Raw genomic sequence first — 13,687 nt, forward strand, 5'->3', positions numbered from 1 at the left:
ATCGGCTCGCGAAAGATGACGCCGCCGAGAATGTTGCGGATCGTGCCGTTGGGGCTCTTCCACATTTCCTTGAGGTTGAATTCCTTGACGCGGGCTTCATCCGGCGTGATCGTCGCGCACTTGATGCCGACGCCATACTTCTTGATGGCGTTGGCGGCATCGACGGTGACCTGGTCGTTGGTGGCGTCCCGGTTTTCGACGGAGAGGTCGAAATAGTCGATGTCGAGGTCGAGATACGGATGGATCAGCTTATCCTTGATGAGCTGCCAGATGATGCGCGTCATTTCATCGCCGTCGAGATCGGCGACGGGATTGGCGACCTTGATCTTGTTCATGTATCTGCCTCGTTCGAGCTTGAATGGGGACGGGGTCCCGGGTGGGTGATATGATCCGGAGCGCTATAGCATTGTGAACCGGGAACGCAAAGCTGCAAGGGGTTCGACAATGCGTTTTTGCCGCCATTGCCACGCGCTGAAATTTAGCTAGTGTCCGCCGCGATCTGCCGCTCCGGACATTCGACCATGAAGACAATCGCCGTTGTTATCGCAAGCCTTATCGCCTTTTCAGGCATCAGTCACGCTGCCGACATTACCGCTCCTGTGAAGGAGATCATGGAGGCGACAAGGAGCAACTGGGCCGACAACAACAGCGACTGGACCGACATCTTCGATGCGAGCCGGCTCGAGCATCTCTACAGCCGCGATTTCGTCGCGAGATACCAGGCGGCGGCGCAGTTTCCCGCCATCGATGACGACGGCATATCGCCCTTCGACTACGACGTCATCGTCAACGGCCAGGATGCGTGCCCGCTGGAGGATCTGACGATGGCGGCAGCGCCAGTGATCGACGGCGTGGCCGAGGTGACGGTGCGCTTCAGGAAATCCGCCTGCTCGGATGCGCCCGATGCCAAGGACTATACGACCGTTCGTTTCGAAGTGGTCGAGGAAGGTGGTAAGCCCGTCATCGACGATATCGTCACAGAGAATATCGAAACGCAGGCGCGCGATTCCCTGAAGACGACCATGGCGCTGATTGCCAAGGGCCAATAGGCGCGCGACATTCGAGAGCATCGAGATTCGATCTCGGGCAGTTTGATTTCCGCTGTTGCGGCGGTATCTGTTGATCCCTGGGCGGCATGAGGGGCTCTCGCATTTGTTTTCCGGTTTTCAGTTCCGCGACTGGCTGCTTGCCAACGATCCGGCGCTTTCGCGTCTGCGCATGGCCTCGCGTGTAACGCTGACGATCGTTTTCTCGTTTTTAGTCCTTCTCGCCATCCAGATGTTCATTCTGCCGTTGCCGACGGCCGCCTTCGGTCTTGGCATCGTGCTGTCGATCGAGGGCGGGGTGGCGGTTCGCGACAAGGGCAATACGCGCCAACTGGTGACGCGGCTCTTCGGTTGCGTCGCAAGCCTTGGCGTCGTCGCGATCGCGGCGGGCCTCGAAGATCAGCGTTTTCTCTCCGATCTCGTCTTCCTGGTGGTGATCGCGCTCGCATCGGCGGGCCGCGTGTTCGGGCCGCGCGGCTTTGCGATCGGCATGTTCGCCTTCACCTCTTATTTCATGGGCTCTTATTTCCGGCCTTCCCTTGCCGAGCTGCCTGATGTGGCGATCGGCCCCGTCGTCTCGGTGCTCGTCGGCCATTTGGTGAGAGCAGTGCTGCTGCCGGACGACTGGCGACGGGACCTGCTGCGCTCGCTCGAAAGCGTGCGCGGCCGGATCAACCAGATTCTCTTCAAGCTCGCCGCCCTTGCCGGCGGCGCTGAGATCGGCGAAGCCGACCGGCAGGAGCTGCGCCAGCTGGAAGACCGGCTGAAGGAAGTGGTGCTGATGGCGGAGACCTTTATTCCGCGCCCGCCCGGCGGGGTTTTCGATGGCACCGCTGATCCCGCCGCCGAGCTGGCGATCCGGCTCTTCGATGCGCATCTTGCTGCCGAGAGCGCGATCGTGCTGAGCTTCCAGAGTCCGCCGCCCTTTGCGCTCGTGCATGCCGTGATCGAGGCGGATGCGGTGGAACTTGGAAGATATGAGGAAATGGCCGAAACCATCAAGGACCAGCCGCAGGGCGAGACCGTGCGTGCGCTTCTCTGGCTCGGTAAGGCCCGGCAGGAATTGACGCAGGCGATCGGCGAGGGGCAGGCCTCCGGTTTCTCCGGCATTGACGCCGTCATGGATACGGCGCAACCTCAGCCGATCGACTTTTCGTTCGCCAATCCGCTGCTGCGCTTGGCGCTACAGATCACGCTCGCCTCGGCGATCGCCATGTGTTTCGGTCTGCTGCTGTCGCGCGAGCGCTGGTTCTGGGCAGTGCTCGCCTCCTTCCTCGTCTTCACCAATACCAATTCGCGCGGCGATACGGCGATGAGGGCCCTATCGCGCTCACTCGGCACGGTATTCGGCATCGCCATCGGCCTCGTGCTGGCAACGATGATTTCGGGCGAGCCTGATATCGCCATTCCGGTCGCCGCCATCTGCATCTTCCTCGCCTTCTATTTCCTGCAAGTTTCCTATGCGACGATGACCTTCTTCATCTCGATCGTGCTCTGCCTGGTCTACGGGATGACCGGCGTGCTGACGCTCGATCTGTTGAAGCTGCGCATCGGGGAGACCATGATCGGGGCGGCGGCCGGAACGGCGGTCGCCTTCGTCGTTTTCCCCACGCGCACGCGCGGCGCGCTCGATACTGCACTCGCGCACTGGTTCCAGGCGCTGCGCGACCTGCTTGCCGGGATCGGCGAGGGCAAAAGCGGTTTCGAGTTGATGGCGCTGTCGCAGACGATCGATGCCTGCTACCGCGACGTAACGGTGGCGGCGCGCCCGCTTGGCTCGTCCTGGTCGGTGGTGACGCGCCCAGGCCAGATCCGCCAGACGCTGGCGATCTTCCTCTCTTGCACCTATTGGGCGCGTATCCTGGCGAAGAGTTACGACGCGCCGGCCGCCGACGACAATCTGAAGACGCTGATCGCGGCGGATCTGGCGCTGATCGACAATGCAGCGCCGCGCGGCTCGACCTGTTTCCTCATTCAGCGCAAGGCATCGCGGACAACAGGCCGGCACCTGCCGCTGTCGCGCGAGGGTGCGAGACTCGGGCTCGAAATGATCGGTTCGGCGCTGGAAAGGCTTTATCCTGACGCAGACGTCTTGCCGTTTGCAGCAGGCGAGGCTATTGCGCGCTCGAAACAGGGATAGGACCATGGCAGGCACGAACAGCGAGCGTCAACTTCTGGCCGAAGGCCCGGCCATCATTCTGGTCGAGCCGCAGATGGGCGAGAATATCGGCATGGTGGCGCGCGCCATGGCGAATTTCGGCCTTGCTGAACTGCGCCTCGTCAATCCGCGCGACGGCTGGCCGAACGAGAAAGCCCTGGCGACTGCCTCCAAGGCCGATCACGTCATCGAGGCGACCAAGGTCTACGACACGCTGGAACAGGCGGTCGCCGATCTTAATTTTGTCTATGCGACGACCGCGCGCGAGCGCGACGGCTATAAGCCGGTGCGCTCTCCCGTCATCGCCGCCGAGACGCTCCGGGCGAGGTTCCGCGCCGGTGAGGGCACCGGCATCCTCTTCGGGCGTGAGCGTTGGGGGCTGACCAACGAGGAGGTGGCGCTTGCCGACGAGATCGTCACCTTTCCCGTCAATCCGGCCTTTGCCTCGCTGAACATCGCCCAGGCGGTGCTGCTGATGTCCTATGAATGGATGAAATCCGGCATGGAGGATCTCGGCGCCGTGCCTTTTCAGGCGATGGGGCAGACGCCTTCGACCAAGGACCAGCTGTTCGGCCTGTTCGATCAGCTGGAAGAGGCGCTCGATGCGCGCGGTTATTTCCATCCTGCCGGGAAAAAGCCGAAAATGGTCGACAATCTGCGCGCTGTTCTATCCCGCCGGGCCTTCACGGAGCAGGAAATCAGCGTGTTGCGCGGCGTCATCTCCTCTCTCGACCGCTTCTCGCGCAAGAGCCCGCGCGGCGGCAGGTTCCCGACCGCGACCAAGGAAACACCGCCAGATGACAGCGCCGACGCATGAGCTGAAACCCGTCCTCGTCTTCGATTCCGGCATCGGCGGGCTGACCGTCTTGCGCGAAGCGCGCGTGCTGATGCCGGAACGTGGCTTCATCTATGTCGCCGACGACGCCGGCTTTCCCTATGGCGGCTGGGAGGAGCAGGCGCTGAAGGAACGGATCATCGGGCTTTTCGGCCGGCTGCTCGAACAACACGATCCCGAGGTCTGCATCATCGCCTGCAACACCGCCTTCACGCTGGTTGGCGCCGATCTCCGCGCCGCCTTTCCTCAGATGACCTTCGTCGGCACCGTGCCGGCGATCAAGCCGGCGGCGGAGCGCACGCGCTCCGGCCTGGTCTCGGTGCTCGCGACGCCGGGTACGGTCAAGCGGGCCTATACACGCGATCTCATCCAGTCCTTCGCCCAGCAATGCCATGTCCGCCTCGTCGGCTCGGAGAACCTTGCGCGCATGGCAGAGGCCTATATTCGTGGTGACGCCGTCTCCGACGACGCCGTGCTTGCCGAAATCCACCAATGCTTCGTCGAGAAGGACAGTCAGAGGACCGATATCGTCGTGCTTGCCTGCACGCACTATCCCTTCATGGCCAATCTATTCCGCAGACTGGCGCCTTGGCCGGTGGACTGGCTGGATCCGGCAGAAGCCATTGCCCGGCGGGCGCGCACACTCGTTCCGCAGATCGCCGATGCCGTTCACCCCGATAATTTCGACTTTGCCGCCTTTACATCCGGCAATCCCGACTTTGCGACGCGCCGACTGATGCAGGGTTTTGGTCTCAGCACGCGATAAGGCACTGCACGCTTTATTTCACTGATCTCATCGCGCAAGATCTCCGCGGGGAATCGCGGGCGGGTGTTTATCGCTCAAGACATAAAAGGGATGCGCCGTGCCGCTGCAAAGACTTGTCATGCTGATCTTTTTTCTGCAGCCGATAGCCTTTGGCGCCTGGTTACCGCGCATTCCTGATATCCAGGCGAAGCTTGAACTCGGCACCGCCGATCTCGCGGTCGCACTTCTGGGATTGCCGATCGGCACGCTGATCACCCTGCCGTTTGCCGGCCGCCTCGTCTCGCGCATCGGCGGGCGCATGGCGATCATCTATGGTTTCATCTTCTTTCTTGCCGTGGTTTCGCTTCCAGCCTTCGCGCCCAGCGCCATGCTTCTATTCTTCGCCTTGATTGTCGTTGGGGTCGCGCTTTCGACGGTGGAACTCGGCATGAATGTCGAGGCCGATGTGACGGAGAAGGCGACGGGGCTGATCATCATGAGCCGCTGCCACGGCTTCTGGAGCTTTGGCATCATGGCCGGCAGCCTGATCGGCGTTGGTGCCATAGCCATCGGGCTTTCGCCGCACTGGTCGATTCTGATCACGGCGCTCGTCATCCTGCCGGCTGCGCTGATTGCCAGCCTGCGCCTGCCGAAATTGCCGGAAAGTCACCATGCGGAGAATTCGCAGGCAATGACCGGCTTCAAGCTGCCCGGTCTTGCCCTGCTCGGGATCTGCGCCTTCGTCTTCGGCGTGACGATGACCGAAGGTGCGATGGCCGATTGGTCGGCGGTCTACCTCCGCGATGTCATGAATGCAGAAGGCGCGCAAACCGGCCTCGGTTATTCGGTTTTCGCTTTCATGGTTGCGGCGGGGCGCTTCAGCGGTGATTACATGAAAGGCCGTTTCGGCGCGATTGCCATTGCCCGTGGTTGCGGCATCGCCTCGCTTGCCGGCATGCTCGTCGTTCTCCTTGCACCGGCGACGCCGCTTGCGCTACTCGGCTTTGCCGCAGTTGGTGTCGGTGTCTCGGTCGGGTTTCCGCTTGCGGTGACGGCCGTTGCTTCGCTGACTGACCGCCCGCCCGCTTCAAGCGTTGCGACGCTCTCCTTCGCAGCCCTGACCGGTTTTCTCATCGGGCCGCCGATCATCGGCTTTCTCGGCGAACTCCTGGGCTTGCGCGCGGGGCTTGCGGTCTTGCTGGTACCGCTTTTCGTCAGCCTGCTCTGCACACGTTTGCTGATTCCGACGCAGAAGGACATGGCGGGCGACCTCGTCGAGCGCGAGGCGGTGTGAAGCCTTATGTCCCTAGAGCGCAGAGCCGATGCTATAGGGCTGGGTTTCCCTGTGGGTTCTTGAAGGTTTGACGACAACAGTGCCTGCGAATCTGTTACAGACGGGCCGGGAATTTGTAAGGGGAATGGGACGTGCAGGTTGGCATCGATATGGGATTGGCGTCCGGCAGCCCGGCGACGCTCGATATCGAGGAGCTGCTGGCGACCCGTCTGCTCGTGCAGGGCAATTCCGGATCGGGCAAGTCGCATCTGTTGCGCCGCCTGCTCGAGCAATCGGCACAATGGGTACAGCAGGTCATCATCGATCCCGAGGGTGATTTCGTCACGCTCAGCGACAGGTTTGGCCACGTCGTCGTCGACGGTGAGCGCACAGAGGCGGAGTTGGCCGGCATTGCCAACCGCATCCGCCAGCATCGCGTTTCCTGCGTGCTGACGCTCGAAGGCCTCGATCTCGAAGATCAGATGCGTGCTGCCGCCGCTTTCCTCAACGGCATGTTCGATGCCGATCGCGAATTCTGGTATCCGGTTCTCGTCGTGGTCGACGAGGCGCAGATGTTTGCGCCGTCGGTTGGCGGCGATGTCTCGGAGGATGCGCGCAAGATGTCGCTCGGCGCGATGACCAACCTGATGTGTCGGGGCCGCAAGCGCGGCCTTGCCGGCGTAATCGCGACACAGCGGCTTGCCAAGCTCGCCAAGAACGTCGCCGCCGAGGCCTCGAACTTCCTGATGGGCCGCACCTTTCTCGATATCGACATGGCGCGCGCTGCCGACCTGCTCGGCATGGACCGGCGCCAGGCCGAGATGTTCCGCGATCTCAAGCGCGGCAATTTCGTCGCTCTCGGACCGGCGCTGTCACGCCGGCCGCTGCCGATCCAGATCGGCGCCGTGGAGACCTCGGCGCGCTCTTCCAGCCCGAAACTGATGCCGCTGCCGGATGCGCCTCAGGATGTCGAGGACCTGATCTTCACGCCCGATCCGGAGGAATTCCAGCGCCCGCCCGTGCGCCGCGCCCCACCGGCGCCGCGGCCGACGACCGACATTCTGGCCGAGCTCTCGCGCTCGACGCCGGCGGCATCGGCGGCACCTGCCGAGCCGAGGGCGAGCCAGGTGGAAGTGTCCGCCGAGGAGCGGGAGGAGCGCCTAGCCGGCGTTCTTGCCGAAATACTCGACGATCCCACCTCCGCCTTCCGCACCGATTCGGTGCTCTACCAGGATTTTCTCGTGCGGCTGCGCATGCGCCGCGTGCCGGGACCGCCGATCGCGCTGCCGGATTTCCGTCGGCGGGTGGCGATCTCGCGTTCCGGCGTCGATGCGACGACAGCTGCGACTGTTGCCTGGGCGACGGCGCTGTCGCTGTCATCGGGTGTCACCGACGACCTGCAGGGCGTCTTCCTGATGCTCGCCAAAGCCGCCGTCTGCGGCGAGCCGTGCCCGTCGGATGCGCGGATCGCCCGCGCCTACGGCACCCATTCCGCCCGCCGCGCCCGCCGCCTGCTTGGTTATTTCGAGGAGCAGGGCATCATCGTCGTGCACGCCGATTTTTCCGGCAAGCGTATCGTCGCTTTCCCGGATATGGACTGCCAGACGGCGCCGGGCGACGCCAACGCCCCCGACACGGGCGACCAGCCGCTGGCGGCGGAATAGTGGCGCTTTCGGGGTTTGCCGCTGTTGACATTTTCATGACGGCCCTCTAAAGACCGCCGCAAGCACCGGGCAGCAATGTCCGGTGTTTCATTTGACATGTCCCGTGGATCGTTCCTGTTCGCTAACCGGAACATCCTGTCAGATCTCGGCAGAGATCAGAGGAGGGCGTGTTTCCTTCGTGCGGTTTGGCAACAAACCGTCATAAACCTTTGAAAGGAAATACGATGAGCAAGCGCGAATCGTCCAAGTACAAAATTGACCGCCGTATGGGCGAAAACATCTGGGGCCGTCCGAAGTCCCCGGTGAACCGCCGCGAATACGGCCCGGGCCAGCATGGCCAGCGCCGCAAGGGCAAGCTTTCGGATTTCGGTGTGCAGCTGCGCGCCAAGCAGAAGCTCAAGGGTTACTACGGTGACCTGCGCGAGAAGCAGTTCCGCGCGATCTTCGCCGAAGCCGACCGCCGCAAGGGCGACACCTCTGAAAACCTGATCGGCCTGCTGGAATCGCGCCTCGACGCTATCGTCTATCGCGCCAAGTTCGTTCCGACGGTCTTTGCTGCCCGTCAGTTCGTCAACCATGGCCACGTCACCGTCAACGGTGTGCGCGTCAACATCGGTTCCTACCGTTGCAAGGCCGGCGACGTCATCGAAGTTCGCGAAAAGTCGAAGCAGCTGGTGACCGTTCTGGAAGCCGTCAGCCTCGCAGAGCGCGACGTTCCCGACTATATCGAAGTCGATCACAACAAGATGGTCGCAACCTTCGGCCGCGTTCCGACGCTCAGCGACGTTCCGTTCCCGGTCGTCATGGAACCGCACCTGGTCGTCGAATTCTATTCGCGTTAATGCATTCGTCTCGCAGTCGAAACCGATTGCGAGAACAGCATGCGTCGATATACGGAAAGCCGCTCTTTCGAGCGGCTTTTTTGCGATCTGGAGAGAAGCGATGGCAGATTTGCAGGCGATCCTCGATAGCATCTACGCCGATATCCAGCCGCGGATCGGCGAGGGCAAGGTCGCGGACTATATTCCCGAGCTCGCCAAGGTCGACCCGAAGCAGTTCGGCATGGCGATCGTCACTGTCGACGGCAAAGTCTATCGCGTCGGCGATGCCGACACTGCCTTCTCGATCCAGAGCATATCGAAGGTCTTCATGCTGACGCTGGCGCTCGGCAAGGTCGGCGAGGGGCTGTGGAAGCGGGTCGGGCGCGAACCCTCCGGATCGGCTTTCAACTCGATCGTCCAGCTCGAGCATGAGAGCGGCATCCCCCGCAACCCCTTCATCAATGCCGGCGCGATCGCCGTCAGCGACGTCGTCATGGCCGGCCATGCGCCGCGCGAGGCAATCGGGGAGCTGCTGCGCTTCGTGCGTTATCTGGCCGATGACGAGTCGATTACCATCGATGACAAGGTGGCGCGCTCGGAAACGCAGACGGGATACCGCAATTTCGCGCTTGCCAATTTCATGCGCGCCTACCGCAATCTCGACCATCCCGTCGACCACGTGCTCGGCGTTTATTTCCATCAATGCGCCTTGTCGATGAGCTGCGAGCAGCTCGCCCGCGCCGGGCTGTTCCTGGCGGCGCGCGGGAGCAATCCGACGACCGGCCATTCGGTGGTTTCGCCGAAGCGGGCGCGGCGTATCAATGCGCTGATGCTGACCTGCGGCCATTACGACGGCTCGGGCGACTTCGCCTATCATGTCGGCCTGCCCGGCAAGAGCGGCGTCGGCGGCGGCATCTTCGCAGTGGCGCCCGGTATTGCCTCGATCGCGGTGTGGTCGCCGGGGCTGAACAAGGTCGGCAATTCGCAGCTCGGCGCCGCGGCGCTGGAAATGCTCGCAGCGCGCACCGGCTGGTCGGTTTTCGGCGATTGATGCTGTGTTGCGAGGCGCGTTTCTGCTAGAGCAAATGTGGAATTTCTGTAGGACGAAGCAATGAATATCGCAGCCAATATTGCCGACGAGTTGGAGAGTGGCGAGGCCGATAGCAGCGGCCATGCGCTGTTTGCCGACGCGCCGCGTTCGGTCTCCTTCAACAAGCTGCGCAAGCGGCTGCTGCGGCAGGTGCGCCAGGCCTTCGACGATTTCGACATGCTGAAGGGCCAGAAGCGCTGGCTGGTCGGCCTTTCCGGCGGCAAGGATTCCTACGGGCTGCTGGCGCTGCTGCTCGATCTCAAATGGCGCGGCCTGTTGCCGGTCGAACTCATCGCCTGCAATCTCGACCAGGGCCAGCCGAACTTCCCCAAGCACGTGCTGCCGGATTATCTCACCAAGATCGGCGTTCAGCACCGGATCGAGTATCGGGATACCTATTCGATCGTGAAGGACAAGGTGCCTGAAGGCGCCACCTATTGCTCGCTCTGTTCGCGGCTGCGCCGCGGCAATCTCTACCGCGTCGCGCGGGAAGAGGGTTGCGATGCGCTGGTGCTTGGCCACCACCGCGAGGACATTCTCGAAACCTTCTTCATGAATTTCTTCCATGGTGGCCGGCTCGCCTCGATGCCGGCGAAGCTTCTGAACGACGAGGGCGATCTGATGGTGCTCCGGCCGCTCGCCTATGCCGCAGAGGACGATCTCGCGAAATTCGCCGTCGCCATGCAGTTTCCGATCATCCCCTGCGATCTCTGCGGATCGCAGGACGGGCTGCAACGCAATGCGATGAAGGACATGCTCGCCGATATCGAGCGGCGGATGCCGGGCCGCAAGGAAACAATGCTGCGGGCGCTTTCGCATGTGAACCCGTCGCATCTGCTCGACCCAAAACTCTTCAACTTTTCCACCCTTGGTGTCACCGATCCTTCATGAAGGGCCGGCTATGGAGGCTGGCTATTGAATGAAGGCAGGATTTCGCATGACTATTTCAGACCAGGATATTCTCTTTCTCGGCGACTGCGTCAGGGAGGCCGCGCGTGCCGAGATCATGCCGCGTTTCCGCAATCTCGGCGCTGCCGATGTTTCGGAAAAGACTTCGGCAATTGATCTGGTGACGCAGGCGGACGTGCTTGCCGAACACCGGATCACCGCGGCGCTGAGAGAGCGCTTTCCCGCAGCACTCGTCGTCGGCGAGGAGGCTTATGATGCCGACCGGTCGGTCGTGCCGGCCCTTGCCGATGCGGAGCTCGCCTTCGTCATCGACCCTGTCGACGGGACGTTCAATTTCGCCGCCGGGCTTCCCGTTTTCGGGACGATGCTGGCGGTGACGATCAAGGGCGAGACGGTCGCCGGCATCATTCACGATCCCGTTCTCGGCGATACAGTGACCGCGATCAGGGGCGCAGGCGCCTTTCTGACGCGTCGGGACGGGCAGTCGACAAAGCTGAAGGTCGCTGAGCCTGCTAGCCTGAACCAGATGGTCGGTGGCCTGTCATGGAGCCACATGGACGAACCGGATCGCGCGCGTATCTGCGCCAACATGGCAAAGATCCGGATGACCTTCGCCTTCAACTGCTCGGCCTACGAATACTGGATGGTCGCCTCCGGCAAGATGCATTTCATCGGCCATGCGAAGCTGATGCCCTGGGATCACCTGGCCGGCGTGCTCGCGCATCAGGAGGCCGGTGGCCATACGGCGAAATTCGACGGTACGCCCTATCGCCCCGGCGAGACGACGGGTGGCATCATCTCTGCGCCCGACCGGGAGAGCTGGCAGCTCATCCGGCGCGAGATCGTCGGCATCTGATTCAAGGTTCTCCGGAGAGACCTAAGCGTGAGGATTTGACATGACTTCGACTGTTGACGTGACCGTTCTGGCCGATCTGCTGCGCCGCGCGGCGAAGGCAGAGATCCTGCCACGCTTCCGCCGGCTCGGTCAGGACGATGTGCGCGCCAAGAGCGAGGCGACCGATCTCGTCACCGAGGCCGATGAGCAGGCCGAGCGGATGATCAAGGCGGAAACTCAGCGGCTCTGGCCGGGCGCGCTGTTCCTTGGCGAAGAATCGGTCGCGGCCGATCCTGATTTGCTTGGCAGCCTCGAACATGCCGATCTTGCGATCGTCGTCGATCCGGTCGACGGCACGTTCAATTTTGCCGCCGGTATCCCGGCCTTCGGCGTCATGGCGTCCGTCATCTCCGGCGGCGAGACTGTTGCCGGTATCATCTACGATCCGATGGGCGACGACTGGGTGATGGCGGAAAAGGGCGGCGGCGCCTGGCTGCGGCGGCCGGAAGGCGGCGCCGAGCGGCTCTCGGTCGCAGCGCCCGTGGGACTGGAGCATATGGTCGGGATGGCCTCGACCGGCTACCTGCCGAAGGAGAAACGCGCCGAAGTGCTCGGCAATCTCGCCAAGGTGCGCTTCCTCACCAATTACCGCTGTGCGGCCCACGAATACCGCACCTTTGCCGGCGGCCATGTGCATTACCTCATGTACAACAAGCTGATGCCCTGGGATCACCTTGCGGGCACGCTGATCTCGCAGGAGGCAGGCGCCTATGCGGCGCGCTTCGACGGCTCGCCCTACCTGCCGCATCATCTCGATGGCGGGCTGCTGATTACCCCCGACAAGGCCTCCTGGGAGGTGCTGCGGCGTGAGGTGTTCACGGTCTGATCAACCGCTCGATCTGCCGCATATTACTGGTAGAGCTTTTCCATGAGAAAGTTTTCCAGGCCTTGCCCACGCTTCTCGACGATTTGCTTCGTTATGACGCGGAACCCTTTGCGCTCAAAAAACGGTCGGGCCGTTCGGCTGGCTTCGGTATAAATTCGGCTAAACCCCAGTTTCAGAGCTTCGCCTTCGACCCTGCTTAACAGGTGGCTTGCTATTCCAAGCCCCTGAAACTCGGGGTGCACAAACATCATGTCCAGGCATCCGTCGCCGGTCAGGTCGGAAAACCCGACAGGCTGTCCGTCAAATTCTGCGATCCAGGCAGGCCTGCTTGTCCTTCGCTCTGCCCATAGTCCGCGATCTTCCACCTTTGCCCAAGCCTGGATCTGAGCGGGTGAGTAGTCTTTCGACGCGACCTCTCGTATGGCGCTCAGAAAAATTTCAATCGTCGCGTCCACGTCGCCTGGCGCGTAAGGCCTGATCAGAATTCGGTCGTCCATCGAGAGCGCCTTTCGCGCAATGCTGCGCCAATCCGATGGATTGAACCATCGATCAAATCACTGCAGCGCTCACGCTACAGCATCTCAAGAATATGTTCCCATGCGAGTCGTCCCAATTTGGCGTCGGCCTCGTCACTTCCACCATGAGCGCGCAGCGATGATCGGGGGGTGGTTTCGCCCGGCAGCAGAATGCGATGGCCCGCATCTTCTCCCAACACAAGCTGGGTGAGTAAGCCCGAAGCTGCGCGCCTCCGAACAAGTGACGCGGCAAATTTGTCTGATGGCCAGAGCGCGTCATCGCATCCTGCTACGAGCAGAATTTCGGCATTCGTTCTCTCCAAAGGGATAGCCGCTGCTTCGATCTCAGACTCGTGCACCTGAAGGCATCTTTCGAACAGGCCTCGATAGGAGACCAGCTCGTCTCTGTATTCTCGCACCCATTCTGGGTCCGACGAAACAAAGGGAAGCGGTGTGCCTCGCAATGTCCACGACGAGCGTTCCGGCCAGCTAATGCCATCAAGCCCTGGACCAATATTTCCCCACACGACTGACGAAGGGCTCATCGCGACGACCGCGCTGATGCGCGGATCGTATACCGCCGTGAGCAGCGCAGCTTCGGCGCCTTTCGATGTCCCCACCAGGACGAGGCGTTTGCAACCGAGTTCGATCAAATAATCAGTAGCAGCGAAGAAGGTTTCCAGCGGCACCTCGCAAATGCCTGGCGCCTGGCCTTCGCCGCCGAACCAGCGAAGCGCGATGACCGTTGCCCCTTGGCTGGCAAACAGCCTGGCACGGGCCACATCCACCCGGCCACTGGTGCCGCCGAGTACCACAACGCCAGTGCCGGTATCTGGTTTGACTTGAAATATCTCGCCCTGCAATGGCGGGGGGAGACGTTGATATCCTGCATCCAAAACCAGGCTCCTTC

General features: G+C 62.1%; 14 protein-coding genes. 11 read left to right on the forward strand and 3 right to left on the reverse strand.

Features of this window, described 5'->3' with window-relative positions; translation table 11 throughout:
* Positions 1-335 (reverse strand): isocitrate/isopropylmalate family dehydrogenase (locus AC1D2N_RS28280; protein ID WP_477982430.1); only part of this gene is annotated, 335 nt, incomplete at its 3' end.
* Positions 336-521: 186 nt separating this feature from the next.
* Here AC1D2N_RS28280 and AC1D2N_RS28285 point away from each other — a divergent pair.
* From AC1D2N_RS28285 to AC1D2N_RS28335, 11 genes are all read left to right on the forward strand, one after another.
* Positions 522-1,049, forward strand: a complete 528-nt coding sequence (locus AC1D2N_RS28285; protein ID WP_130652497.1) for a hypothetical protein — start codon at positions 522-524, stop codon at positions 1,047-1,049.
* A gap of 103 nt (positions 1,050-1,152) precedes the next feature.
* Positions 1,153-3,186: an FUSC family protein gene (locus AC1D2N_RS28290; protein ID WP_130652496.1), complete on the forward strand. Its 2,034-nt coding sequence runs from the start codon at positions 1,153-1,155 to the stop codon at positions 3,184-3,186.
* Between the two features lie 4 nt (positions 3,187-3,190).
* A complete protein-coding gene (locus AC1D2N_RS28295; protein ID WP_018242212.1) occupies positions 3,191-4,021 on the forward strand; it encodes an RNA methyltransferase in 831 nt (276 codons plus the stop codon).
* Entirely contained in the window at positions 4,002-4,805 is an 804-nt protein-coding gene (gene murI, locus AC1D2N_RS28300) for a glutamate racemase (protein WP_018242211.1), read from the forward strand. The genes AC1D2N_RS28295 and murI overlap by 20 nt, the downstream gene beginning before the upstream one ends.
* 97 nt (positions 4,806-4,902) lie before the next feature.
* Positions 4,903-6,078 (forward strand): MFS transporter, encoded by a 1,176-nt coding sequence (locus AC1D2N_RS28305; protein ID WP_130652495.1) that lies wholly within the window; start codon positions 4,903-4,905, stop codon positions 6,076-6,078.
* Positions 6,079-6,209: 131 nt separating this feature from the next.
* The gene (locus AC1D2N_RS28310) at positions 6,210-7,721 is read left to right on the forward strand and encodes a helicase HerA domain-containing protein (protein WP_018445195.1); all 1,512 of its coding nucleotides are present in this window, start codon (positions 6,210-6,212) and stop codon (positions 7,719-7,721) included.
* A 224-nt stretch (positions 7,722-7,945) separates the two neighbouring features.
* Positions 7,946-8,563: a 30S ribosomal protein S4 gene (gene rpsD / locus AC1D2N_RS28315; protein WP_004676212.1), complete on the forward strand. Its 618-nt coding sequence runs from the start codon at positions 7,946-7,948 to the stop codon at positions 8,561-8,563.
* A gap of 100 nt (positions 8,564-8,663) precedes the next feature.
* Entirely contained in the window at positions 8,664-9,593 is a 930-nt protein-coding gene (locus AC1D2N_RS28320; protein WP_018242209.1) for a glutaminase, read from the forward strand.
* A 60-nt stretch (positions 9,594-9,653) separates the two neighbouring features.
* Complete coding sequence (ttcA, locus tag AC1D2N_RS28325) at positions 9,654-10,523, forward strand: tRNA 2-thiocytidine(32) synthetase TtcA (protein WP_130652494.1); 870 nt, start codon at positions 9,654-9,656, stop codon at positions 10,521-10,523.
* 46 nt (positions 10,524-10,569) lie between these two features.
* Positions 10,570-11,397, forward strand: coding sequence for an inositol monophosphatase family protein (locus tag AC1D2N_RS28330; protein WP_026188410.1), 828 nt, complete (start codon positions 10,570-10,572; stop codon positions 11,395-11,397).
* Between the two features lie 40 nt (positions 11,398-11,437).
* Complete coding sequence (locus AC1D2N_RS28335; RefSeq protein WP_130652493.1) at positions 11,438-12,262, forward strand: inositol monophosphatase family protein; 825 nt, start codon at positions 11,438-11,440, stop codon at positions 12,260-12,262.
* Between the two features lie 23 nt (positions 12,263-12,285).
* Here AC1D2N_RS28335 and AC1D2N_RS28340 read toward each other — a convergent pair whose 3' ends face one another.
* Complete coding sequence (locus AC1D2N_RS28340; protein WP_130652492.1) at positions 12,286-12,759, reverse strand: GNAT family N-acetyltransferase; 474 nt, start codon at positions 12,757-12,759, stop codon at positions 12,286-12,288.
* A gap of 74 nt (positions 12,760-12,833) precedes the next feature.
* Positions 12,834-13,673, reverse strand: a complete 840-nt coding sequence (locus AC1D2N_RS28345; RefSeq protein ID WP_130652491.1) for an acyl-CoA thioester hydrolase/BAAT C-terminal domain-containing protein — start codon at positions 13,671-13,673, stop codon at positions 12,834-12,836.
* Between the last annotated feature and the right edge of the window lie 14 nt (positions 13,674-13,687).

It is taken from the genome of Rhizobium sp. P1_B8 (assembly GCF_056406515.1).